The organism is Streptomyces sp. NPDC092369, assembly GCF_044755245.1.
Classification (GTDB): domain Bacteria; phylum Actinomycetota; class Actinomycetes; order Streptomycetales; family Streptomycetaceae; genus Streptomyces.
Window position 1 is genome coordinate 2,113,944 of the sequence record NZ_JBIVQP010000001.1, and the last position, 22,408, is coordinate 2,136,351.

Here is a 22,408-nt window from a genome sequence, read left to right on the forward strand (position 1 = left end):
CGAGAACCGCTCGAGTTCGTACGAGGGTGAGGGCCGCGCCGGTCGGGTGCGGCCCTCTTCCTCGTACGTCCCCGGGATCCGCTTCTGGTGCGCCCCGCGGATCCGTCTCCCCGGGCTACTGCGGGTCGGGGCCGACGGCGACCGGTCGGGACGGGTCCGCCGACCACTCCGACCACGAACCCACGTACAGCGCGGCCGGGATGCCCGCCACCGCGAGGGCGAGCACCTCGTGCGCGCCCGAGACACCCGAGCCGCAGTAGACGCCGACCGGTGAACTCTCGCTCGCGCCAAGGGCCTTGAAGCGGTCGGCGAGTTCCTCGGCGGGCAGGAAGCGGCCGTCGGGCGCCACGTTCTCGTTGGTGGGCGCGGAGACGGCTCCCGGGATGTGGCCGCCGACCCGGTCGATCGGCTCGACCTCGCCGCGGTACCGCTCCCCCGCGCGGGCGTCGAACAGCACCCCGGAGCGGGCCAGCGCCGCGGCCTCGTCGGCACCGAGAAGTCCCTCGGCACCCGGCGCGGGGACGAAGTCGCCCGGTGCCGGGGTGGGCACGGACGTCTCCAACGACCCCTCCCAGGACGGCAACCCGCCGTCGAGGACCCGCACGTCCGGGTGACCCGTCCAGCGCAGCAACCACCACGCGCGGGCCGCCGCCCAGCCCTGTCCGCCGTCGTACACGACCACCGGCGTGCCCGCGGACACGCCCGCCCGGCGCATCGCGGCGCCGAAGATCTCCGGGTCGGGCAGCGGGTGCCGGCCACGGTCGCCCGGGGCGGAGGCCAGCTCCGAGTCGAGGTCGACGTAGACAGCGCCCGGGATATGGCCGCGGGCGTACTCGGCTCGGCCGTCGAAGGGCGGCTCACCTGCCGCCTTGGCCACGCTCAGCTGCCAGCGGACGTCGAGCACGACGGGCGGCCGCTGCCCGGCCAGGTCGCTCGTGAGTTCGGATGCGGAGATGATGGCGTTCATGGTCCCCATCCTTGCGTACGGGGTGGCCGCGTCGTCGATGTCCGACTAGTCTGCTCCGCCGGGCAGACCTGATCACGAGGCGTATGGGTTCGGGCACATGCTGTACAGCTGATCGACATCCTTCGGCAATCGCACGGAAACGGGCGAGATGGCGCGTGTCGGGCATCCTCCGGGCACGGAGTCCGAGGTACGGCGCGCCCGGGGCGCGCGACGGTTCGGGTGGTGCGAGCATCGGCTCGGGGTATCCGGAGAGCGGAAGCGAACGGCCACCGCGAGGGGTCGAGGAGAGAGTGACGATGACCGAGGCACGGGGGTCGGCCGGCCCGAACGGCGAGACGCACGATCTGCGGGCGCCCGGCACACCCTGCTGGGTGAGTCTGATGGTGCACGGGATGGACGCGACCCAGGAGTTCTACGGTGCGCTGTTCGGCTGGGAGTTCCGGCCGGGCCCGCACCAACTGGGCCCCTACGCGCGTGCGCTGCTGGACGGCTACGAGGTGGCGGGCATCGGCCAGCTGCCGCCCGACCGTCATCTGCCCATCGCCTGGACGCCCTACCTCGCCTCGGACGACGTGGACGTGACCGCCGAGACGGTCCGGCTGTGCGGCGGCACGATCGGGGTCGGCCCCCTGGACGCGGCCGAGGCGGGCCGCCTCGCGATCGGCTCGGACCCCGCGGGCGCGGTCTTCGGTATCTGGCAGGCCGCCGCCCACCTCGGCACCGCCATCACGGGCGTCCCCGGCACGCCCGCCTGGAACGAACTCGTCACAGTCGAGTCCGAGAGCGTCATCAAGTTCTACGAAACGGTCTTCGGCTACGAGACGAAACCGACCGGCCCCGCCGACTTCGACTACGTCACCCTCAACCTCGCCGGCCACCCGGTAGCCGGCATCCACGGAGTCGGCCACGCCCTCCCCCGCGACCGCGGTCCCCACTGGATGACGTACTTCGAGGTCGCCGACACAGACGCCTCGGTCACCCGCCTGACGGACTTGGGCGGCCACGTCCTGACACCCCCCGCGGACAGCCCATACGGCCGGGTGGCCACGGTCGCGGACCCGGAGGGCGCCCGCTTCTCCTTGATCCAGATCCCCCGCTGAGCCCTCGGCTCGCGCGAGGCGCGATGCGGGCGGAGCATGGAGGTATCTGCTGCTCCACACATCGGGAGGAGCGATGCGAGGTCGTACCGCACCGTTACTGACGTGTCTGTTGGCGGTTCCGGCGCTGGCGTTGGCGCCGGGGACCGATCCAGGGATCGGAGACACGTTGAGTCTCTCGGGGATCAAGTCGGGCGAGACGCTCGACGTCACAGTGCGCAAGGTCGTCGATCCAGCTCGGCCGGCCGACTACTTCACACCCTCGGCCGGGAAGCATTACGTGTCGGTCCAGTTCCGGCTCAAGAACACGGGCACGGCCGTCTACAAGGACTCCCCTTCCAACGGAGCCGTCGTGATCGACAAGGCGGGCCAGCGCTTCTCATCCGCCTTCGCCAACACCACGGCCGGCCCGGAGCTCCCCGGCAGCGTCACCATCAGGCCCGGCAAGTCGGCCCTGGGCTTCATCACCTTCGAGGTGGCCGACGGATCCCGCGTCGTCACCGTCCAGTTCGCCATGGACAGCGGCTTCTCCGACGACGTCGGGGAGTGGACCGTCCCATAGGAGGACGACACCGGCAGCACATCCGGTGACAGTGCCGCCGCTCGTGTCGTCGCCGAGGTCATGCGGCGGCGGTGGTGGCGGCGGCAGAGGACCTCGTAGCCGATGTCTTCGGATTGGTTGACGTCGCCGACGACCACTTGGGCGCCCTCGACCACCATCTCGCCGCCTATCGTGCGGGCGTTGTGGGTGGCGCGGGCGCCGCACCAGCAGAGAGCCTCGACCTGGAGGACCTCTACTCGGTCGGCGAGTTCGACGAGGCGTTGGGAGCCTGGGAAGAGCTTCGAGCGGAAGTCCGTGGTGATGCCGAAGGCGTAGACGTCGAGGCCCAAGTCGTCGACCACGCTGGCGAGTTGGTCGATCTGTTCGGGGACCAGGAACTGGGCCTCGTCGGCGATCACGTAGTCCGCGCGGCCGCCCTGGGAGAGGTGGTCGACGAGGTACGCGTACAAGTCCTGGCCGTCCTCGACCTCCACCGCGTCCGTGACCAGGCCGAGGCGGGAGGAGAGTTTGCCCTCGCCCGCGCGGTCGTCGCGGGTGAAGATCATCCCGGCCAGCCCGCGTGCCGAGCGGTTGTGCTCGATCTGGAGCGCCAGGGTCGACTTCCCGCAGTCCATCGTTCCGGAGAAGAACACCAGCTCGGGCATGGGGGGTTGAGCACCTTTCGGCGGCAGGACGGAGGGGTCGAGTCAGGAGCGTACTTCTAGGAGCGGGATCAGCTGTTCGGCGGGGGTCATCGAGCCGTGGTTGCCGACCATCGCCGACTCCTTCGGTTCCCGCTCGGTCGCGATGATCAGGACGTCGTCCCGCGCGGCGGCGATCACGTCGCCGAGGCGGTCGTACACCCGCTCGTCGATCTTCGGCCCGAACCAGCCCGCCGCGATCGCCTCGTCCCGCGACGCCACCCAGAACTGCTCGCCGAGCACCTCGCGCCAGCAGGTCAGGACGTCGTTCGCCGCGCCCGGCACCGCGTACACGTGCCGCGCGCGGCCCTCGCCGCCCAGCAGGGCGACCCCGGCACGCAGTTCCCAGTCCGCGTCGAAGTCGATGCGGTGGTCCTCGTCGAAGGGCACGTCGACCATGCCGTGGTCGGCGGTGACGTACAGCGCGCTGCGCGGCGGGAGCTGCTCGGCGAGGCGCTGGACCAGCCGGTCGACGTACATGAGCTGGCCGCGCCAGGTGTCGGAGGCGACGCCGAAGCGGTGGCCCGCGCCATCGAGTTCGGCGTAGTACGTGTAGACCAGGGCACGATCACCGGCGGCCAGTTGCTCGGCCGCGAGGTCCATGCGGTCCTCGCCGGTCAGCCGCCCGTGAAACGTTCCGCCACTGAGCGCGACCTTGGTCAGCGGGGTGTTCTGGAAGGTGGGCGAGGAGACCTGCGCGGCGTGCACGCCCGCGGCGTCGGCGAGCTGGAAGATCGTGGGGTACGGCTGCCAGGCGCCCGGCGAGGTCCACGGCTGCCAGCGCAGCTGGTTCATCAGCGCGCCGGTCGCCGGATTGCGCACGGTGTAGCCGGGCAGGCCGTGCGCGCCGGGCGGCAGGCCGGTGCCGACGGAGGCCAGCGAGGTCGCGGTGGTCGCCGGGTAGCCGGTGGTCAGGGGGCGGCCGGTGCCGCCGCGCGAGCTGCCGAGCAGTGAGGTGAGGAAGGGTGCCTCGTCGGGGTGCGCCCTGAGCTGCTCCCAGCCGAGGCCGTCGATCAGGAACACGCAGTTCCGGTCGGCGGGGGTCAGCTCGGTGATCGCGGCGGTGGTGCCCGGTACGGACATGCCCGCGGCGAGGGTGGGCAGCAGGTCGGCGAGGGAGCCGCTGCCGTACTCGGGAAGCGGGGCGGAGTCGACGGCGAGTGGTTCCGGGTGGGTGTCCCAGGAGGCGGGGTGGGACATCAGCGGGTGACGTCCGCGGTCGCCTCGGAGAGCGACTGCGCGAAGGCCAGCGTCTGCCGCACCGTGTCGGGGCCGTCGCCGGCCTCGCTGACCCGCAGGCTGAGGTCGTCCGCCGTCGAGTTGCCCGTGTAGCCGTGGTCCGCCTCGCAGTTGGGGTCGCCGCAGGCGGCGGGCTCCAGGTCGATGCGGGCGACGGCGCCCCAGCCGATGGTGAGGACGACCTCGCGCGGCAGCTGGCCCGGCGTGTACTGCTCCGGGTTGGCGACCACGCGACTGAGCACGACCGACGAGATCCGGCCGAGCTTCACGGACTCGGTGGACGTCGTCGCGTACGGCGTCGGGGAGGTGCTGTCCGCGGCCTGCTCGTCGGTGTGGCTGACGATGAAGCGGTTGCCGGTGAGGACGAGCACCGTCACATGCCGCCGCACCTCGTTCTGGTCGAACGTCGTCTCCTGGTGGACCAGGTACGACCGGATGGGCTCGCCGCCCAGGGCGGCCTCCACCGCCTCGGCCACGAGGGCCGGGTAGTAGCCGCTGCGCTCGATCGCCGCTCGCAGCCCCTGGGTCGTCGTACTGGTCTTGGCCATGATGTCCATCCTACGGGGGTGGACTGACTGGGAGGCACCGGTCATGTCCCTCTCCGTGACCGTCTCAGTAGACGGGAAGCGTGCGCGGACCGAGGTCGTCGCGGGCCGGTGGCGGGGCCAGCCGGACGGAGGCGCCGAGAACGCTCAGGCCACGGGGGGCGACGACGACCGGCTCCAGGGTGACCGCGACGACCGCGGGGTGATCGTCGACGAGCCGGGACACCCGCAGCAGCAGTTCCTCCAGCGCAGGCGTGTCGACCGGGGTGGAGCCGCGCCAGCCGAACAGGAGCGGTGCCGTCCGGATCGACCGCACCACGGAGGTCGCCTCCCGGTCGGTGACCGGGATCAGCCGGTGCGCCATGTCGTCGAGCAGCTGCGAGGCGGCTCCCGCGAGCCCGAACGACAGCACGGCTCCGGCCGCCGGGTCGATGACGGCCCGCACGACGGTGTCCACCCCGCGCGGTGCCATCCCCTGCACCACCGGGCGCAGCTCCGCCGGCTTCCCGAACAGCTCGGTCAACTCGGCGTACGCCCGCCGCAGTTGCTCCTCGTCCGCCAGGTCCAGACGGACTCCGCCCAGGTCGGCGCGGTGCCTGAGGTGGGGGGCGGTGGCCTTGAGGGCGACCGGGTAGCCGACGGTCCCGGCTGCCTTGACGGCGTCGTCCGGGGTGAAGGCGGGGATCGCCCTGCGCACGGCGATCCCGTACCGCCCGAGCAGCTCGCAGGTCTCCTCGGTACCGAGGGTGAGGCCCTGTCCGCGCGCGAGCATGCCGTCGATGAGGCGGGCCGCGCCCTTCTCGTCGATGTCCGCGTCGATGGACTCGGGCACCTTGCCGGGCTCCGCCGCCTCGCGGCGCCACTGCGCGTACTTCACGGCCTCGCCCAGGGCGCGGACAGCGCGCTCGGCGGCGGGGTAGGCGGGGATGAGGCGGGCGGAGGGCGCGTCGGGGGCCGCGGTCCCCGACGCCTGTACGGGCGGGGGCAGTTGCTGCGAGGGGCGGAGCCTGCGGGCGCCGGAGGGCTTGGTCTCGGCCTGGGGCGCCGTGGCGACCGCGGCCGACAACGCCTCGGCGAGGCCGCCCAGTTCCACGTGGACGACGAGGACCGGCTTGCCGGGGACCTGTTCGGCGGCGGAGCGCAGCGCCTCGGCCAGTTCGGCGTCGGCGACCGAGGTCTCGCCGATCGCCGGTATCGCGGTGACGACGACCGCGTCGCACGCGTCGTCGCCGAGCGCGCGCAGCAGCGCCGCGTGGAAGTCGCCGGCACTCGCCCCGGTGGTCAGGTCCAGGGGGCGCAGCGGGCGCAGTCCCTCGGAGAGGCAGGCGTCGTAGGTCAGCAGGCCCAGCGACTCGGAGTTGCCGAGGATCGCCACGCGCGGTCCGGCGGGCAGGGGTTGGCGGGCGAGCAGCAGTCCGCTGTCGACGAGGTCGGTGATGGTGTCGACGCGGATCACGCCGGCCTGGCGGAGCAGCGTGGTCACCGTGGCGTGCGGCAGCCGGGTCGCCTGGACGGCGTGGCCCTGGGGGGCGGACCCGGCGCTCTGGACGACGACCAGGGGCTTGGCGGCCGCGGTGCGCCGGGCGAGGCGGGTGAACTTGCGCGGGTTGCCGATCGACTCCAGGTACATGAGGACGACGTCGGTGTCCGGGTCGTCGTACCAGTACTGCAGGACGTCGTTGCCGGACACGTCCGCGCGGTTGCCGGCCGAGACGAAGGTGGAGACGCCGGTGACCCCGGTGACGCCGCCGCCGCGTCGGTGCAGACGGGAGAGGAGGGCGATGCCGATGGCGCCGGACTGGGCGAACAGGCCGATGCGGCCGGGGCGTGGCATCTCGGGGGCGAGGGAGGCGTTGAGCCGTACCTCTTCGGCGGTGTTGATGACCCCGAAGGCGTTCGGTCCGATGATGCGCATGCCGTACGTGCGCGCGTGGCGGACGAGTTCGCGCTGGCGGTCGCGTCCCTCGGGGCCGCTCTCGGCGTATCCGGCGGAGACCACGACCAGTCCCTGTACGCCGTGTTCACCGCACTCGGTGACGATCTCCGGGACGTGGTCGGCGGGTACGGCGACGACCGCGAGGTCGACGGGTCCGTCGATGTCCCGCACCGAGCGGTGGGCGGCGATCCCGTCCAGCTCCTTGAGGTCCTCGGGGAAGGCCCTGTTCACCGCGTACAGCCGGCCGGTGAACCCGGCGCCCTTGATGTTGTCGAGGATGCTGCGGCCCACTCCCCCGGGCGTGCGGCCGGTCCCGATCACGGCGACCGAGCCGGGCACCAGCAGCCGGCGTACGGACCGTGCCTCGGCGCGCTGTTCACGCGCGCGTTGGACCGCGAGCGAGCGGTCGGTGGGCTCCAGGTCGAACTCCAGGCGGACGACGCCGTCCTCGAAGCTGCGCTTCTGGGTGTAGCCGGCGTCCATGAAGACTTTGATCATCTTGTTGTTGGCGGGCAGCACCTCGGCGGCGAAGCGGCGGATGCCGCGCTCACGGGCGACGGCGGCGATGTGCTCGAGGAGCGCGGAGGCCACGCCGCGTCCTTGATGGGCGTCCTGGACGAGGAAGGCGACCTCGGCCTCGTCGGCGGGGGCGGAGGCGGGCGTACCCTCGGGACCAATGCGGTCATAGCGTACGGTGGCGATGAACTCGCCGCCGATCGTGGCCGCGAGACCCACCCGGTCCACGAAGTCGTGGTGCGTGAAGCGGTGGACGTCCTTCGCGGACAGGCGCGGGTAGGGCGCGAAGAAGCGGTAGTACTTCGACTCGTCCGACACCTGCTCGTAGAAGCTGACCAGGCGGTCCGCGTCGTCGACGGTGATGGGGCGGATGCGCGCGGTACCGCCGTCGCGCAGCACGACGTCGGCTTCCCAGTGGGCGGGGTACTCGTGCCGGTCCGACGAGGTCTGCATGGGCCCCAGCGTACGGCTCGCGTATGACAACGGCGCGAGGCAGTCTGTGGGGAACACGCCTGCCCGCCGGGGACGGTGGGAGGGTGTGAGTGGGGCCGAGGCCGCGGCCCGACGACACGCTATGGAAAACTGGTCTAGACAATATGGTCTAGACAACCTGAGACACTGAAGGGCAGCATCACATGGCTGAGCGCCGCGTCAACGTCGGCTGGGCCGAGGGCCTCCACGCCCGCCCCGCTTCCATCTTCGTCCGAGCCGCCACGGCCACAGGCGTCCCGGTGACGATCGCCAAGTCCGACGGCAACCCCGTCAACGCGGCCTCCATGCTCGCCGTGCTGGGCCTGGGCGCCCAGGGCGGCGAGGAGATCGTCCTCGCTTCCGAGGCCGAGGGCGCGGACGCCGCGCTCGACCGGCTTGCGAAGCTGGTCGCCGAGGGGCTCGAGGAGCTTCCCGAGACCGTCTGAAAATCGAATTGAGGGATGCGGTACGCGTCACTTGGACGCCGCCGTCCCGCAACTCCGAAGGGCTCGCCCGAATTACCGGGCGAGCCCTTCGAATTTCCCGAATTCGGGCAGCAGGAATAATCCCCCTGGAATTACCTTCTCTTTGTATACGGCGCCCGTGTTAATGCCGCACACCCGACATGTTTACGGGATGTTGCGAGTTCCTCACACGCTCGGCGCGCTCCCCGCCGCCGAAGCGCAGCCGGTGCGCACTCGTCGAGTGCTCGGTGTGCAGGGCGGTGATCGCCCGCGCGCGCTCGGCGTCCCCGCGCGCCACGGCGTCGACGATCGCGCCGTGCTCCGCCCAGGACTCCACGGGGTTGGCCGGCGCCTCCACGGCGTACATCCAGGCGATCTTGTGACGCAGCTGGGTCAGCGTCGAGGTCAGCGCCTGGCTGCCGGAGGCCTGCGCGAGCGTCTCGTGGAACCAGCCCCCCAGGGAGCGCAGATCCTCGCTGTTGCCCCTCCTGGCGCGCTCCTGGCCCAGCCTGACCAGGCCGCGCAGCACCTTGAGGTGGGCCTCGGTGCGCCGCTGGGCGGCCCGGGACGCGCCGAGCGGCTCCAGCAGCATGCGCATCTCCAGCAGGTCGGCGGCCTCCTGCTCGGTCGGTTCCGCGACGCACGCGCCCGCGTGCCGCCGGGTCACGACGAAGCCCTCGGCCTCCAGCGTGCGCAGGGCCTCCCGGACGGGGACACGCGAGACGCCGTAGCGGCGCGCCAGGAGTTCCTCGGTGAGCCGGCCGCCGCGCTCGTAGACACCGGCGACGATGTCGTCCCGGATGGCCGTGCACACCGAGTGCGCCGGAATACGCATGTCCGACCTCCGTCTTAATCCCCGTGAAACGTCGCCGGTTGACGTGTGTTCAGTGACTCTATTGCAATCAGCGGGAATTTCCGACGGGGGGCCGGAATCGAGGGATATTTTTTGGACAGAGAGCGGACAGAAAGACCGAAAGCCCCGGCTCGGGGAGCCGGGGCTGAAGAAGATCTCGCGGTCCGTCGTCAGACGTTCACACCATGCGAACGCAGGTAGGCGACGGGGTCGATGTCCGAGCCGTACTCGGGGGTCGTGCGGGCCTCGAAGTGAAGATGCGGCCCGGTGACGTTGCCGGTCGCGCCGGAGAGGCCTATCTGCTGCCCGGGGGTGACCGTCTGGCCCACCGAGACCCCGATGGACGACAGGTGACCGTACTGGGTGTACGTGCCGTCGTTCATCTTGATCACTACCTGGTTGCCGTAGGAACCGCCCCAGCCGGTCTCCACGACCGTGCCGGAGCCGACCGCGTGGACGGTCGTGCCGCTGGCCGCGTGGAAGTCGATGCCGGTGTGGCTGCCGGAGGACCACAGCGAGCCACCGCTCTTGTAACCCGTCGAGACGTACGAGTTCGAGATCGGCGCGACGAAGGTGTTGAGGCGCTTGCGCTCGGCGGCGCGGGCGGCGCGCTCCTTGGCCTCGCGTTCCTCCTTGGCCCGCGCGGCGGCCTTCTTGCGTGCCGCCTCGGCCGCGGCCTTCTTGAGAGCGGCCTCCTGGGCCGCCTCCTTCTGGGCGTCTGCCTGGGCGTCGATCTTGTCGGCGATCGTGTCGCCGATGGTGATGACGGGGGTGAAACCGGTCTGCTCGGCCGCGCTCTCCACGTGCTCCGCGGAGTTGTCCGCGGCGAGCGCCGGAGCGGCCAGGGTGCCGACGACGCCGGTGGTGGCGAGTGCCGCGACGCCCGCCGCACGGGCGGTGGTGCGCTTCATCCGGCTGGGACGTCGGTGCTTCCCGGTGGCGCAGGTGAACGCCATGTACTGGGTGGTCCTTTCCTTCCTTCTCGCCTACCGGGTTAGCTGACGGGTTCGGAGCAGGAAGGTCTCCTACGGACCCCCTCGCGAAGCGCGGGCGTCCGATTCACCCCAGGGACTCTCGATATGGGTCCCCGGCTCCCCTGGCTCGCGCCGTACGGGGACTCGGCGATGACTGCCCGGTGCCGCGGATGCGGCGCGGTGCCTGACGGACAGCCCGGATGACGCTAAACGGGACAACTTTCAATCCCCAAACGGATCACGGCTTTTGTAGCGCATGCCACAGGGCAGACAGGCAACCTCTCCCTCAATTCGGACATACAGGGGCCCTGGTGACGCTTCCGTCACCAGGGCCCCCACGCGCGCGTGGCGCTCGCTCCGCCTCCGCCCGGCCCTACTCGGCCGCCACGACGGTGACTTCGCCGATGCCGAGAGCCGCCACGGGCTCCTTGATCTGCGCCGCGTCACCGACCAGCACGGTCACCAGACGGTCCACCGGGAAGGCGCTCACGGCGGCCGCGGTGGCCTCCACGGTGCCGGTTGCGGCGAGCTGCCGGTACAGCGTCGCCTGGTAGTCGTCGGGCAGGTGCTGCTCGACCTGGTCGGCCAGCGTGCTCGCGACGGCCGCCGCGGTCTCGTACTTCAGCGGCGCCACGCCCACCAGGTTCTGCACGGCGACATCGCGCTCGGCGTCGGTCAGACCGCCCTCGGCGAGCGTGCGCAGCACCGTCCACAGGTCCTGCAGCGCCGGACCGGTGTTCGGGGTGTCGAAGGAGCCGCTGATGGCGAGCATCGCGGCCCCGGTGCCGTCCGGGGCGGACCGCAGGACCTGCCCGAACGCCCGTACGCCGTAGGTGTAGCCCTTCTCCTCGCGCAGGACGCGGTCGAGGCGCGAGGTGAGGGTGCCGCCCAGGCAGTACGTGCCGAGCACCTGCGCGGGCCACACGCGGTCGTGCCGGTCGGGGCCCACGCGGCCGATGAGCAGCTGCGTCTGTACGGCGCCGGGGCGGTCCACGATGATCACGCGCCCGGTGTCGTCGGCGGTCACCGGCGGCACGGGACGCGGCTCGGCCGAGGAGCCGGTCCAGGCGCCGAGGGTGTCGCCGAGCAGCTCGTCGAGGTCGATGCCGGTGAGGTCGCCGACGACCACGGCGGTGGCGGTCGCCGGACGAACGTGCTTCTCGTAGAAGGCGCGTACGGCCGCCGAGTCGATGTTCTTGACGGTCTCCTCGGTGCCCTGACGCGGGCGCGACATGCGCGAGGAGGCCGGGAAGAGCTCCTTGGAGAGCTCCTTGGCGGCGCGCCGGGAGGGGTTGGCCAGCTCGTGCGGGATCTCGTCGAGGCGATTGCGCACCAGGCGCTCGATCTCGCTGTCCGCGAACGCAGGCGCCCTCAGGGCATCGGCCAGCAGGCCGAGGGCCTTGGTCAGGCGCGAGGCGGGCACTTCGAGGCTGATCCGGACGCCGGGGTGGTCGGCGTGCGCGTCGAGCGTCGCGCCGCAGCGCTCCAGTTCGGCGGCGAACTCCTCGGCGGAGTACTTGTCCGTGCCCTCGGAGAAGGCCCGCGCCATGATCGTGCCGACGCCGTCCAGACCGGCCGGCTCGGCCTCCAGGGGCGCGTCAAGGAGGACCTCCACGGCGACGACCTGCTGGCCGGGGCGCTGGCAGCGCAGGACCGTCAGGCCGTTGTCGAGCGTCCCGCGCTCGGGGGCCGGGAACGCCCACGGCCTGGCCTCGCCGGCCTGGGGCTGCGGGTGGAATTCCATCGCGGCGAGCTCGGTCACTTGGCCGCCTCCTCGTTCTCGGTGGGCTCGGTGCGCTCGGCGGGCTCGGCGGGCTCGGCGGACTCGGGGGCGACGGGTTCGTAGACGAGCACCGCGCGGTTGTCGGGGCGCAGTCGGGCCTTGGCGATCTCCTGGACCTCTTCCGGGGTCACCTCCAGGACGCGCTGCACGGCGGTCAGAGCCAGCTGCGGGTCGCCGAACAGGACGGCGTACCGGCACAGTTCGTCGGCGCGGCCCGCGACCGTGCCGAGCCGGTCCAGCCACTCGCGCTCCAACTGGGCCTGGGCGCGCTCCATTTCCTCGGCGGTGGGGCCCTCCTCGGCGAACCGGGCGAGCTCCTCGTCGATGGCGGCCTCGATCTCCGGCACCTCGTGCTCGGCGGACGTCTTCACGTCCAGCCAACCGAGCGAGGGCGCGCCGGCCAGCCGCAGCAGACCGAAGCCGGCCGCGACGGCCGTACGGTCGCGCCGCACAAGGCGGTTGTAGAGACGGGACGACTCGCCGCCGCCGAGGATGGTGAGCGCGAGGTCGGCCGCGTCGCTCGCGCGCGTGCCGTCCTCGGGCAGCCGGTACGCCGCCATCAGCGCGCGCGCCGGCACCTCCTCCTCGACGACCTCGCGCAACTGCCCGCCCATGACGTCGGGCAGCGCGCCGTCACGGGGGACGGGCTTGCCGTCGTGCGCCGGGATGGACCCGAAGTACCGCTCGATCCAGGCGAGCGTCTGCTCCGGGTCGATGTCGCCGACGACCGACAGAACCGCGTTGTTGGGCGCGTAGTACGTGCGGAAGAACGCGCGCGCGTCCTCCAGGGTCGCCGCGTCCAGGTCGGCCATCGAACCGATCGGCGTGTGGTGGTAGGGGTGGCCCTCCGGGTAGGCGAGCGCGGTCAGCTTCTCGAACGCCGTGCCGTAGGGGACGTTGTCGTAGCGCTGCCTGCGCTCGTTCTTCACCACGTCCCGCTGGTTCTCCATGGACTCCTCGTCCAGGGCGGCGAGCAGGGAGCCCATGCGGTCGGCCTCCAGCCAGAGGGCGAGCTCCAACTGGTGGGTGGGCATGGTCTCGAAGTAGTTGGTGCGCTCGAAGCTGGTGGTGCCGTTGAGCGAACCGCCCGCACCCTGCACCAGTTCGAAGTGTCCGTTGCCCTTGACCTGCTTCGAGCCCTGGAACATGAGGTGCTCGAAAAGGTGAGCAAGACCCGTGCGCCCCTTGACTTCGTGGCGCGAGCCGACGTCGTACCAGAGGCACACCGCCGCGACCGGGGTCAGGTGGTCCTCCGAGAGCACCACGCGCAGGCCGTTGGCCAGGCGGTGCTCGGTCGCTGTCAGGCCGCCGGTGTCTGCCTGGTCCGTGGCCGTGTGACCCATGGGCATGTACGTCCCTTCGATCGCGAATGCTGCGGTGGGAAACGGGGTTTTCCTGCCGGTCCTGCCACTGTATGCAAGCGCGCGGACGGTCGGCGAAGTTCCCGGTGGACGTACGCCCTGAGCGGATCGCGTAGCCTGCGGGCACGCCGGGCACACGGGTCGATGTCGGGTCCTCGTCCGGGTTGTCAGTGCCTCGGTCCACAATGGTCGCGTCAGATACCGTTCACGCTTCAGCAAGAGTGAGCCGGAGGGGCGCGGCACCCATGTGAGCGACCCGTAGGCGAGCTACCAGAAAAGAGGAGCCGGCAGCGATGGCCCGCCGTAGTACGAAGACCCCGCCGCCCGACGACTCGTACGAGGAGAAGATCCTCGACATCGACGTCGTCGACGAAATGCAGGGCTCCTTCCTCGAGTACGCGTACTCGGTCATCTACTCACGAGCCCTGCCGGACGCCCGGGACGGTCTCAAGCCGGTGCACCGCCGCATCGTCTACCAGATGAACGAGATGGGACTGCGCCCCGACCGCGGCTACGTGAAGTGCGCGCGCGTGGTCGGCGAGGTCATGGGCAAGCTGCACCCGCACGGCGACGCGTCGATCTACGACGCCCTGGTGCGCATGGCCCAGCCGTTCTCCATGCGCGTGCCGCTCGTCGACGGCCACGGTAACTTCGGCTCGCTCGGCAACGACGACCCGCCGGCCGCCATGCGGTACACGGAGTGCCGGCAGGCCGAGGCCACCAGCCTCATGACGGAGTCGATCGACGAGGACACGGTCGACTTCAGCCCCAACTACGACGGCCAGGAGCGGGAACCGGTCGCCCTGCCCGCCGCCTTCCCGAACCTGCTGGTGAACGGCTCCTCGGGCATCGCCGTCGGTATGGCGACGAACATGCCGCCGCACAACCTCGCCGAGGTCATCTCGGCCGCCCGCCACCTGATCCGCTACCCGAACGCGGATCTGGACACCCTGATGAAGCACGTCCCCGGCCCCGACCTGCCCACCGGCGGCCGCATCGTCGGCCTCGCCGGCGTCCGGGACGCGTACGAGACCGGCCGCGGCACCTTCAAGATCCGCGCCACGGTCGAGATCGACACCGTGACCGCCCGCCGCAAGGGCCTGATCGTCACCGAACTGCCCTTCACCGTCGGCCCGGAGAAGGTGATCGCCAAGATCAAGGACCTGGTCGGCGCGAAGAAGATCCAGGGCATCGCCGACGTCAAGGACCTCACCGACCGCGCCCACGGCCTGCGCCTGGTCATCGAGATCAAGAACGGTTTCGTGCCGGAGGCCGTCCTGGAGCAGCTCTACAAGCTGACGCCGATGGAAGAGTCCTTCGGCATCAACAACGTGGCGCTGGTGGACGGTCAGCCCCTCACCCTGGGCCTCAAGGAGCTCCTGGAGGTCTACCTCGACCACCGCTTCGAGGTCGTACGGCGCCGCAGCGAGTTCCGGCGCACCAAGCGCCGTGACCGACTGCACCTGGTGGAAGGCCTGTTGACGGCGCTCGTCGACATCGACGAGGTCATCCGGCTGATCCGCTCCAGCGACAACTCCGCGCAGGCGAAGGAGCGCCTGATGGAGCGCTTCTCGCTGTCGGAGATCCAGACGCAGTACATCCTGGACACCCCGCTGCGCCGCCTCACCCGGTTCGACCGCATCGAGCTGGAGTCGGAGAAGGACCGCCTCATCGCGGAGATCGCGGAGCTGACCCGGATCCTCGACTCGGACGCGGAGCTGCGCAAGCTGGTCTCCACCGAACTGGCCGCGGTGGCCAAGAAGTTCGGCACCGAGCGGCGTACGGTCCTGCTGGAGTCCTCGGGCACCCCCGCGGCCACCGTCCCGCTCCAGGTCGCCGACGACCCGTGCCGGGTGCTGCTCTCCTCGACGGGCCTGCTGGCCCGCACGGCGAACGGCGAGCCCTTCCCGGAGGACGCCGACGACAGGCGCACCAAGCACGACGTGATCATCTCGGCGGTGCCCGCCACCGCGCGCGGGGAGATCGGCGCGGTCACGTCGAGCGGCCGGCTCCTGCGCATCAACGTGGTCGACCTTCCCCAGCTCCCGGAGACGGCGGCGGCCCCGAACCTGTCCGGCGGGGCGCTCCTGACGGAGTTCGTCACCCTGGAGGGCGACGAGACGGTGGTCTGCCTGACCACGCTCGACGAGTCCTCCCCCGGCCTGGCGCTCGGCACCGAGCAGGGCGTGGTCAAGCGCGTGGTCCCCGACTATCCCTCGAACAAGGAGGAGTTGGAGGTCATCACGCTCAAGGACGGCGACCGCATCGTCGGCGCGGTCGAGCTGCGCACCGGCGAGGAGGACCTGGTCTTCATCACGGACGACGCCCAGTTGCTGCGTTTCCAGGCCGCGCACGTCCGGCCCCAGGGCCGTCCGGCGGGTGGCATGGCGGGCATCAAGCTCACGGACGGCGCAAAGGTCATCTCGTTCACGGCCGTGGACCCGGCCGCCGACGCGATCGTCTTCACGGTCGCGGGCTCGCGCGGCACGCTCGACGACTCCGTCCAGACGACGGCCAAGCTGACCCCGTTCGACCAGTACCCGCGCAAGGGCCGCGCCACCGGAGGCGTCCGCTGCCAGCGGTTCCTCAAGGGTGAGGACTGCCTCTCCCTGGCCTGGGCGGGCCCCAACCCGGCCAAGGCGGCCCAGAAGAACGGCACCCCGGCCGACCTCCCCGAGATCGACCCGCGCCGCGACGGCTCGGGCGTGTCGCTCGCGAAGACGGTGGCGGTGGTGGCGGGACCGGTGTAGAGCGACCGGTCTAGAGGGACCGGTTCAGGAGAGATCCTGGGAGGGCTCTACGGGGTCCTCTCCCGGATCCTGTGCGTACGGTTCCTGTACGTCCGGTTCCTGTACGGCCTCCGGTTCTTGTACGTAGCGCAGGACGCCCCACATACCGTGCTCGTCGGCGGTGTGCGGGGCGTCGCTCGTACAGGCCTCCAACTCCTTGCGCAGGGCGGCCGCGTCGATGCCGGAGCCGATCAGGACGAGCTGCGTGAGGCGTGGTGCGTCGCCCGCGGGCCAGGGCTCGGGGTAGAAGCGCAGGAACGGCCCGACGGCGTGCACGGCATACCGGTTGAGTGCGTCGTGGCCGCCGAAATCGACGTACCCCTTGATGCGGTACAGCCCCTCGGGCCGGCTGTCGAGGAGCGCCATCAACCGGCGCGGGTCCATGGGGACTTCGGAGCTGACGGAGAGGCTGTCGTACGCGGCATGAAGGTGACCGGAGTGGTCGTCCGCCCCGTGCTCACTGTGCTCGCCGTGCTCTGCGCGCGCGTGGAGGTCGTCGAAGGAGAGTTGCCCGATACGCTCCTCGCTCGGCCGGCAGTCGAAGAGGAACTCGGGGTCGACGCGGCCGTAAAAGGCAGGAATCACGGCGGCGCGGTCCACGAGGGACCGGACGAGCCCGAGGACACGCTCGCCGCCGTCGGGCGCGCGGTCGAGCTTGTTGACCACCACGAGGTCGGCGAGAGCGAGATGCCGGTCGAGTTCGGGATGCTTCGCGCGCGTGTCGTCGAACTCGGCCGCGTCGACGACCTCGACGAGCCCTCCGTACACGATCCCTGGAAGTTCACTGGCGAGCACCATGCGGACGAGTTCCTGGGGTTCGGCGAGTCCGCTGGCCTCGATGACGATGACGTCGATACCGGCGGAGGGGCGAGCCAGCCGGTCGAGGTACTGATCGAGTTCGCTGACGTCGACGGCGCAGCAGAGGCAGCCGTTCCCCAGGGAGACGGTGGAGTCGCCGAGCGCGCCGGCCACCGCCATGGCGTCGATCTCGATGGCCCCGAAGTCGTTGACGATCGCGCCGATCCGGCTGCCGCCGCTGCGGTGGAGGAGGTGGTTGAGCAGAGTGGTCTTGCCCGAACCGAGGAAGCCGGCCAGGACGAGGACCGGGATCTGCTGCTGGCTGCGGCTCACCGTCGTACCTCTCTCACGCCTGTGCGCACGCCGGATCGCGGTCCCGGCGCGCGTACGAAGATTGACTGCGGAGACAGGATACGAGCCGGAACAATCACTACGAAGTGAACGATTGTTAGCAGCACTTGCGGGGCAGACGTTGGGGAAGGCGCCGGTTCGTGCGACCCTCGCTTCCCTCCGTGCGCCTCCTCTCCGCCTCCCCCGCCGATCAGAGCCGCTCGGCACCCTGGGAGACGGCAAGCGCCGCCCACCGCTCGCCGGTCCCCATCCGTCGACCCGCAACCCGACGACCGGCGGAACGGCCGCCTGATTCGGGGGTTGACATGGCCACACAGAAGTCCAGGACCGGTGGACTGGGTACCGCGGCAGGCCTCGGTCTGCTGGCCGGCGCCTTCGCCGCCCTGGTCGCACAGCGCCGCAGGATCGATGCCCTGCGCATGCGACTCGACCACCTGGAGCAAGCGGCACAGGCGCAGCACCGCTCCGACCTCGCGACCCAACAGCGCCTCCACTGGGAGCTGTTGAGCAAGGCGATCGACAATCCCGAACTGGCCGAGGTGCTCGACGTCTTCAAAGGGTCCATGTCCCCGGAGCGCAGGCGCCAGTTCCTCTTCGCCAATGCCCTGTACACGAATCAGGTCTTCGCCTACCGGGTCGGCAACATCACCCGCGAGGAGTTCTTCGGATTCGTGCGCGGCCTGCTCCAGAACCCGATCGTCCGGGAGTACTGGTACGCGGGCCAGCACCAACGTGCCACCATCGCGGACGACTCCGACGAGGCCAGGCTCGGACGGCTGGTCGACGATCTGCTGCGCCAACTGGAGGAGGCGGACATAGACGAGTGGTGGGTCGTGGGAGAGCCGCCCGCCGAGTGACACGGTCGGCACTGGTGCGAGCGCCTCTCATACGTCAACCCCGCCCGCTCCGCACCAAGCCCCACAAGAGTGAGTCAGTTCAAGTAATAACGAAGTGGCAAACCTTCTGTTTTCGCAGATGTCACAGGTTTAACTGCTGCAGCACCCTCTCCAGGCCGTGCGGCGGGCCCCTCAGCGCGGGGTTCACTGGTCGAAGCCGCCTTCAGGGGGCATCGGCCCGCACGACCGCAGCGCACGGGCCCAGGACCGTGAGATCAAAGGAAACAGAACAGTGAGTCAGATCATCCGTCGCCTTGGGGCATCTCCACGCGACCGAGGCAGCGCAGGCGGAGCCAATTGCCCGGACATCTTCGAGTTGTCCGACGGTCGCTTCGCCATCATCGGGACGGATGTCACGGACTCACTGGACGCCGAACTCCCCGCGGATGCCTCGCGCGCCGACTACGAACGCATCGTCGTGATCACGCGCGAGACCCTGCTCAAGGCCAAGGCCGACATCCCTGACGCCTGATCATGCGCAACAGGCCGGTCCGGTGCCGCTCCGGGCCGGCCTTTGTCATGGCACGACGTGGAGTCGCCCCCTGCCATGCGTCAGGCGGCCGGCACCGCCACCGGCGCCCCCGGCCCCACATACCGCGCCACCGGCCTGATGATCTTCGAGTCCGCCGCCTGTTCCAGGATGTTCGCGCTCCAGCCCACCGCCCGGGCCGCCGCGAAGGTCGGCGTGAACATCTCGCGGGGCAGGCCGCAGAGTTCCATGACCACGCCCGCGTAGAACTCGACGTTGGTGTGGAGCTCTCGACCGGGCTTCAGCTCCGCGAGGATCGCCTCGACCTGCCGTTCGACCTGTACGGCGAACTCGACCCGCGGGCCCCCGAAGCTCTCGGCCAGCTCGCGCAGCATGCGCGAACGGGGGTCCTCCGTGCGGTAGACGGGATGCCCGAAGCCCATGATGCGGTCACCGGCGAGAACGCGGTCGCGGATCCACGCGTCGATGCGCTCGGGGGTGCCGATCGCGTCCAGGGTGTCCAGCGCGCGACTGGGCGCACCACCGTGCAGCGGCCCGGAGAGCGCCCCCACGGCCCCGACGAGACACGCGGCCACGTCCGCACCCGTCGACGCGATGACACGTGCCGTGAAGGTTGATGCGTTGAAGCCGTGATCAATGGTTGAGATCAAGTATTGCTCGATCGCCCTGGCCCGCTCCGGATCCGGCTCCGAACCCGTGAGCATGTAGAGGTAGTTGGCGGCGTAGGGAAGATCCTCGCGCGGCTCCACCGGATCGAGTCCCCGACCCAGCCGGTGCAACGCCGTGAGCAACGTCGGCACGGCCGCCGCGGCGACCACGGCGTCCCGACGGCGTTCGTCCGCGTCGATGTCGTACACCGGCCGGAATCCCTTCGCCGCGCCGAGCAGGGAGAGCGCGGTGCGCAGGCCGGCCAGCGGTCCGGACCGGCCGCTCGCCGCCGCGATGGCGGGCAGGGCCGCGCGCACCTCGTCCGGGAGCCGGCGCAGGGCCGCGGTCTCGGCGGTGAAGGCGGTCCGCCGTGCCGCGTCCGGGAGTTCACCGTGCACGAGGAGGTGCCAGACGTCTTCGAAGCCGCGGGTCTTCGCGAGGTCGACGGCCGAGTACTGGCGGTAGTGGTAGAAGCCTTCGATCCCCCGGACGTCCCCGATCTCGGTGTCGGTGACGACGACGCCGGCGAGTCCCCGCGGCACGTTGATGGCCGCGGCGGACTCGACGGGCTTGACGGGGACGACGGGGGTGGCTGCTGACCTGTTGACGGACATGATTCCTCCCTGGACTTGATTCGACTGTCCATGCTTGACAGAAATTCTGTCAATATTGATTCAGTCAATACATCCAGTCCATGTGTCCTTGTGCCGATACGGTGACCCCATGCGCGATCAAGAACCCGCCGCCGGTCCCGCCGAACGGCGACTGACCACCAAGGAAGCCGCCGAAGTGCTGGGCGTGAAGTCCGAGACCGTGTACGCGTACGTGAGCCGCGGTCAGCTCAGCAGCCGACGCGTGCCCGGCGGCCGGGGCAGCACCTTCGACGCCAAGGAGGTGGAGACGCTCGCCCGGCGCAACAGACGGGAGAGCGCGGGGAGTTCGGGTTCCGGAGGCGAGCTTTCCGTCCGGACGCGCATCACGCTGATCGAGACGGACCGGTACTACTTCCGTGGCGTCGACGCCACCCTGATGGCCACGCGCCACTCCTACGAAGAGGTCGCGGAGTGGCTGTGGACGGGCCGACTGCGCCCCGGCGTCGAGTTCACGGCACCCGACGCCTCCGTCGCCGTGGCCCGCCGTGCCGTCGACGCGCTGCCCGAACACGCGGGCCCCACCGACCGGTTGAGGGTCGCGGCGATCGCCGCCGCGACCGCGGACCCGCTGCGCTTCGACCTCTCCGAGGACGCCGTGCTCGGCACCGCGCGCACCCTCATCCCGACGCTCGTCACGGCCCTCCCACCGGCCCGGCGCGGCCACCGCGACAAGGGGCCACTGGCCGACCGCCTCTGGGCACGGCTGAGCGGGCGGGACCCGGACGAGGCCTCCCTGCGGGCGCTGGACACCGCGCTCGCCCTGCTCGTCGACCACGACCTCGCCGCCTCGACCCTCGCCGTGCGTGTCGCCGCGTCGGCCCGCGCGCACGCCTACGCGGCCGTCTCCGCCGGGCTCGGCGTGCTCGAAGGCCCGCTGCACGGAGCGGCCAGCGGGCTCGCCCACCGGCTGCTGCTCGACGTCCTCGACCAAGGCGACGCGGCCCCCGTGATCGCCGACGAACTGCGGGCCGGCCGCCGCATCCCGGGGCTCGGGCACCGGCTCTACCCCGGCGAGGACCCACGCGCGCGTGTCCTGTTCGACCTCCTGGAGGACATCCCCAAGGCCGCGCCCGCCCTCGCCGCGGCCCGCGACATCGTGACCGTCACCGCCCGGCACACCCCGCTGCACGCCAACGTCGATCTGGCCCTCGCCGTGCTCACCGCGTCCGCCGGCATGCCCGCCACCGCGGGCGAGACGATCTTCGCCGTGGCCCGCACGGCGGGCTGGATCGCGCACGCCCTGGAGGAGTACGGCGAGCGCCCGCTGCGCATGCGCCCGAGCGGCCACTACGTCGGTCCGAAACCGCCCCAACCCCTACCGGAGTAGCCGACAGGCGGGCCCGAAGTCGTCCTGGTTCAAGTCAGGTTAGGCTCACCTCTGTGAGTACGTGCTCAACAGTCTCCCGGGATCTCGACGAGCCCATTTCGGGCACCGCCGCGACCGCGAGCACCTGGCTGCTGCTGGAACAGCCCGGCCCATGGGGCGCCAAGGCGCTCACATCGAGCCACCTGGATCCGGCACTGGGCCGCGCGTTGGAGACGGCCGCCCAGGGCACGGGCGTCCGCGTCGCGCTCATCCGCCGACCCGGACGGCACGCGGACTGCGGAACGCCGTCGGAGCGGCAGGTCTACGCGGCCCACACCGTGCCCGGCCGCACCTGGCTGCACTCCGCGACGACCTGCGATCCGCAGGAGCTGCTGGACCTCGACTTCGCCGCGCTCGGCCGGGGCGAGCAGCGCACGTTCGACTCCGTGCTCGATGCGCGGCCTCATGAGGGTGACCCGCTCGCGCTCGTCTGCACCAACGGCAAGCGCGACCGCTGCTGCGCGCTGCTCGGCCGTCCGCTGGCCGCCGAGCTCGCCGCCTCCGGGGTGGAGGGCGTCTGGGAGGTCACCCATCTGGGTGGACATCGCTTCTCGCCGACGCTGCTCGTCCTGCCGTACGGCTATGCCTACGGCCGCGCCGAGGCCCATGCCGTCAAGGAGATCCTGCACAGCACCCAGGAGGGCCGGATCGTCACGGAGGGATGCCGCGGGCGCTCCGCGTGGGAGCGGCCCGCTCAGGCGGCCGAACTGGCCGTGCGCCGAGCCGCGCGCGAAGACGCGGCGGACGTGCTGCGTGTCGTGGGGACGGCGGGCGCGGCGCCGCGCTGGGAGGTGACCGTCGCGCACACGGACGGGCGGCACTGGCGGGTGCTGGTGGCCCAGGGCGCGTCCCTGCCGCCGCGGCCGGAGACCTGCGGCACGTCGGCCCTCGGCTCGCCCGCGCGGATGGATGTGGTGGCGGTGCGCGAGATGACGGCGTCGGCGCTCGCGGGTTGAGGCGGTAGCGGAC

The 22,408-nt window shown here is 71.0% G+C and carries 18 protein-coding genes, 1 pseudogene and 1 riboswitch; of the genes and pseudogenes, 8 read left to right on the forward strand and 11 right to left on the reverse strand.

Features of this window, described 5'->3' with window-relative positions:
• Positions 1-115: 115 nt before the first annotated feature.
• Positions 116-967 (reverse strand): sulfurtransferase, encoded by an 852-nt coding sequence (locus tag ACIQI8_RS09200; protein WP_402346434.1) that lies wholly within the window; start codon positions 965-967, stop codon positions 116-118.
• Positions 968-1,263: 296 nt separating this feature from the next.
• Here ACIQI8_RS09200 and ACIQI8_RS09205 point away from each other — a divergent pair, with 296 nt between their 5' ends.
• Positions 1,264-2,067: a VOC family protein gene (locus ACIQI8_RS09205; protein WP_402346436.1), complete on the forward strand. Its 804-nt coding sequence runs from the start codon at positions 1,264-1,266 to the stop codon at positions 2,065-2,067.
• 73 nt (positions 2,068-2,140) lie between these two features.
• On the forward strand, positions 2,141-2,626 hold the full coding sequence (locus ACIQI8_RS09210; protein WP_402346438.1) for a DUF4352 domain-containing protein: 486 nt from the start codon (positions 2,141-2,143) through the stop codon (positions 2,624-2,626).
• Here ACIQI8_RS09210 and ACIQI8_RS09215 read toward each other — a convergent pair.
• The 4 genes and pseudogenes from ACIQI8_RS09215 to ACIQI8_RS09230 all read right to left on the reverse strand — a co-directional run.
• Positions 2,626-3,270: pseudogene (locus ACIQI8_RS09215) on the reverse strand (thymidine kinase); the annotation flags it as partial. The gene ACIQI8_RS09210 and the pseudogene ACIQI8_RS09215 overlap by 1 nt on opposite strands.
• Before the next feature lie 42 nt (positions 3,271-3,312).
• On the reverse strand, positions 3,313-4,506 hold the full coding sequence (locus tag ACIQI8_RS09220) for an alkaline phosphatase family protein (RefSeq protein WP_402346440.1): 1,194 nt from the start codon (positions 4,504-4,506) through the stop codon (positions 3,313-3,315).
• On the reverse strand, positions 4,506-5,093 hold the full coding sequence (locus tag ACIQI8_RS09225; protein ID WP_402346442.1) for a DUF5998 family protein: 588 nt from the start codon (positions 5,091-5,093) through the stop codon (positions 4,506-4,508). The genes ACIQI8_RS09220 and ACIQI8_RS09225 overlap by 1 nt, the downstream gene beginning before the upstream one ends.
• 64 nt (positions 5,094-5,157) lie before the next feature.
• Positions 5,158-7,995 carry a GNAT family N-acetyltransferase gene (locus ACIQI8_RS09230; RefSeq protein WP_402346444.1) on the reverse strand — a complete coding sequence of 946 codons (2,838 nt, stop codon included), beginning with the start codon at positions 7,993-7,995 and terminating at the stop codon, positions 5,158-5,160.
• Between the two features lie 182 nt (positions 7,996-8,177).
• Here ACIQI8_RS09230 and ACIQI8_RS09235 point away from each other — a divergent pair, with 182 nt between their 5' ends.
• On the forward strand, positions 8,178-8,459 hold the full coding sequence (locus ACIQI8_RS09235) for an HPr family phosphocarrier protein (protein ID WP_123997208.1): 282 nt from the start codon (positions 8,178-8,180) through the stop codon (positions 8,457-8,459).
• Between the two features lie 160 nt (positions 8,460-8,619).
• Here ACIQI8_RS09235 and ACIQI8_RS09240 read toward each other — a convergent pair whose 3' ends face one another.
• The 4 genes from ACIQI8_RS09240 to ACIQI8_RS09255 form a co-directional block, all read right to left on the reverse strand.
• Positions 8,620-9,312 (reverse strand): GntR family transcriptional regulator, encoded by a 693-nt coding sequence (locus tag ACIQI8_RS09240; RefSeq protein ID WP_402346446.1) that lies wholly within the window; start codon positions 9,310-9,312, stop codon positions 8,620-8,622.
• Between the two features lie 188 nt (positions 9,313-9,500).
• On the reverse strand, positions 9,501-10,286 hold the full coding sequence (locus tag ACIQI8_RS09245; protein WP_402346448.1) for a M23 family metallopeptidase: 786 nt from the start codon (positions 10,284-10,286) through the stop codon (positions 9,501-9,503).
• A 12-nt stretch (positions 10,287-10,298) separates the two neighbouring features.
• Positions 10,299-10,464, reverse strand: a riboswitch (cyclic di-AMP (ydaO/yuaA leader).
• Between the two features lie 213 nt (positions 10,465-10,677).
• Positions 10,678-12,066 (reverse strand): M16 family metallopeptidase, encoded by a 1,389-nt coding sequence (locus tag ACIQI8_RS09250; RefSeq protein WP_402346450.1) that lies wholly within the window; start codon positions 12,064-12,066, stop codon positions 10,678-10,680.
• Positions 12,063-13,436: a M16 family metallopeptidase gene (locus ACIQI8_RS09255; protein ID WP_402346452.1), complete on the reverse strand. Its 1,374-nt coding sequence runs from the start codon at positions 13,434-13,436 to the stop codon at positions 12,063-12,065. The genes ACIQI8_RS09250 and ACIQI8_RS09255 overlap by 4 nt, the downstream gene beginning before the upstream one ends.
• A gap of 305 nt (positions 13,437-13,741) precedes the next feature.
• Here ACIQI8_RS09255 and ACIQI8_RS09260 point away from each other — a divergent pair, with 305 nt between their 5' ends.
• Positions 13,742-16,198: a DNA topoisomerase (ATP-hydrolyzing) subunit A gene (locus ACIQI8_RS09260; RefSeq protein ID WP_402346454.1), complete on the forward strand. Its 2,457-nt coding sequence runs from the start codon at positions 13,742-13,744 to the stop codon at positions 16,196-16,198.
• Positions 16,199-16,222: 24 nt separating this feature from the next.
• On the opposite strand, the gene ACIQI8_RS09265 is transcribed toward ACIQI8_RS09260, so the two are convergent.
• Complete coding sequence (locus tag ACIQI8_RS09265; protein ID WP_402346456.1) at positions 16,223-17,368, reverse strand: CobW family GTP-binding protein; 1,146 nt, start codon at positions 17,366-17,368, stop codon at positions 16,223-16,225.
• A gap of 323 nt (positions 17,369-17,691) precedes the next feature.
• Here ACIQI8_RS09265 and ACIQI8_RS09270 point away from each other — a divergent pair, with 323 nt between their 5' ends.
• Positions 17,692-18,243, forward strand: coding sequence for a DUF6082 family protein (locus ACIQI8_RS09270; RefSeq protein ID WP_402346458.1), 552 nt, complete (start codon positions 17,692-17,694; stop codon positions 18,241-18,243).
• A 271-nt stretch (positions 18,244-18,514) separates the two neighbouring features.
• Positions 18,515-18,754, forward strand: a complete 240-nt coding sequence (locus ACIQI8_RS09275) for a hypothetical protein (protein ID WP_402346460.1) — start codon at positions 18,515-18,517, stop codon at positions 18,752-18,754.
• 80 nt (positions 18,755-18,834) lie between these two features.
• Here ACIQI8_RS09275 and ACIQI8_RS09280 read toward each other — a convergent pair whose 3' ends face one another.
• Positions 18,835-20,034 carry a citrate synthase/methylcitrate synthase gene (locus tag ACIQI8_RS09280; protein WP_402346462.1) on the reverse strand — a complete coding sequence of 400 codons (1,200 nt, stop codon included), beginning with the start codon at positions 20,032-20,034 and terminating at the stop codon, positions 18,835-18,837.
• 109 nt (positions 20,035-20,143) lie between these two features.
• Here ACIQI8_RS09280 and ACIQI8_RS09285 point away from each other — a divergent pair, with 109 nt between their 5' ends.
• Both ACIQI8_RS09285 and ACIQI8_RS09290 read left to right on the forward strand, forming a co-directional pair.
• Positions 20,144-21,400 (forward strand): citrate synthase, encoded by a 1,257-nt coding sequence (locus ACIQI8_RS09285; protein WP_402346464.1) that lies wholly within the window; start codon positions 20,144-20,146, stop codon positions 21,398-21,400.
• Positions 21,401-21,453: 53 nt separating this feature from the next.
• Entirely contained in the window at positions 21,454-22,395 is a 942-nt protein-coding gene (locus tag ACIQI8_RS09290; protein WP_402346466.1) for a sucrase ferredoxin, read from the forward strand.
• The last annotated feature ends 13 nt before the right edge of the window (positions 22,396-22,408 follow it).

Coding starts and splice junctions, on each gene's coding strand:
- ACIQI8_RS09240 (WP_402346446.1), bottom strand. CDS start 9,312: ATGCGTATTCCGGCGCACTCGGTGTGCACGGCCATCCGGGACGACATC.
- ACIQI8_RS09230 (WP_402346444.1), bottom strand. CDS start 7,995: ATGCAGACCTCGTCGGACCGGCACGAGTACCCCGCCCACTGGGAAGCC.
- ACIQI8_RS09205 (WP_402346436.1), top strand. CDS start 1,264: ATGACCGAGGCACGGGGGTCGGCCGGCCCGAACGGCGAGACGCACGAT.
- ACIQI8_RS09225 (WP_402346442.1), bottom strand. CDS start 5,093: ATGGCCAAGACCAGTACGACGACCCAGGGGCTGCGAGCGGCGATCGAG.
- ACIQI8_RS09280 (WP_402346462.1), bottom strand. CDS start 20,034: ATGTCCGTCAACAGGTCAGCAGCCACCCCCGTCGTCCCCGTCAAGCCC.
- ACIQI8_RS09210 (WP_402346438.1), top strand. CDS start 2,141: ATGCGAGGTCGTACCGCACCGTTACTGACGTGTCTGTTGGCGGTTCCG.
- ACIQI8_RS09245 (WP_402346448.1), bottom strand. CDS start 10,286: ATGGCGTTCACCTGCGCCACCGGGAAGCACCGACGTCCCAGCCGGATG.
- ACIQI8_RS09255 (WP_402346452.1), bottom strand. CDS start 13,436: ATGCCCATGGGTCACACGGCCACGGACCAGGCAGACACCGGCGGCCTG.
- ACIQI8_RS09235 (WP_123997208.1), top strand. CDS start 8,178: ATGGCTGAGCGCCGCGTCAACGTCGGCTGGGCCGAGGGCCTCCACGCC.
- ACIQI8_RS09260 (WP_402346454.1), top strand. CDS start 13,742: ATGGCCCGCCGTAGTACGAAGACCCCGCCGCCCGACGACTCGTACGAG.
- ACIQI8_RS09200 (WP_402346434.1), bottom strand. CDS start 967: ATGAACGCCATCATCTCCGCATCCGAACTCACGAGCGACCTGGCCGGG.
- ACIQI8_RS09270 (WP_402346458.1), top strand. CDS start 17,692: ATGGCCACACAGAAGTCCAGGACCGGTGGACTGGGTACCGCGGCAGGC.
- ACIQI8_RS09285 (WP_402346464.1), top strand. CDS start 20,144: ATGCGCGATCAAGAACCCGCCGCCGGTCCCGCCGAACGGCGACTGACC.
- ACIQI8_RS09220 (WP_402346440.1), bottom strand. CDS start 4,506: ATGTCCCACCCCGCCTCCTGGGACACCCACCCGGAACCACTCGCCGTC.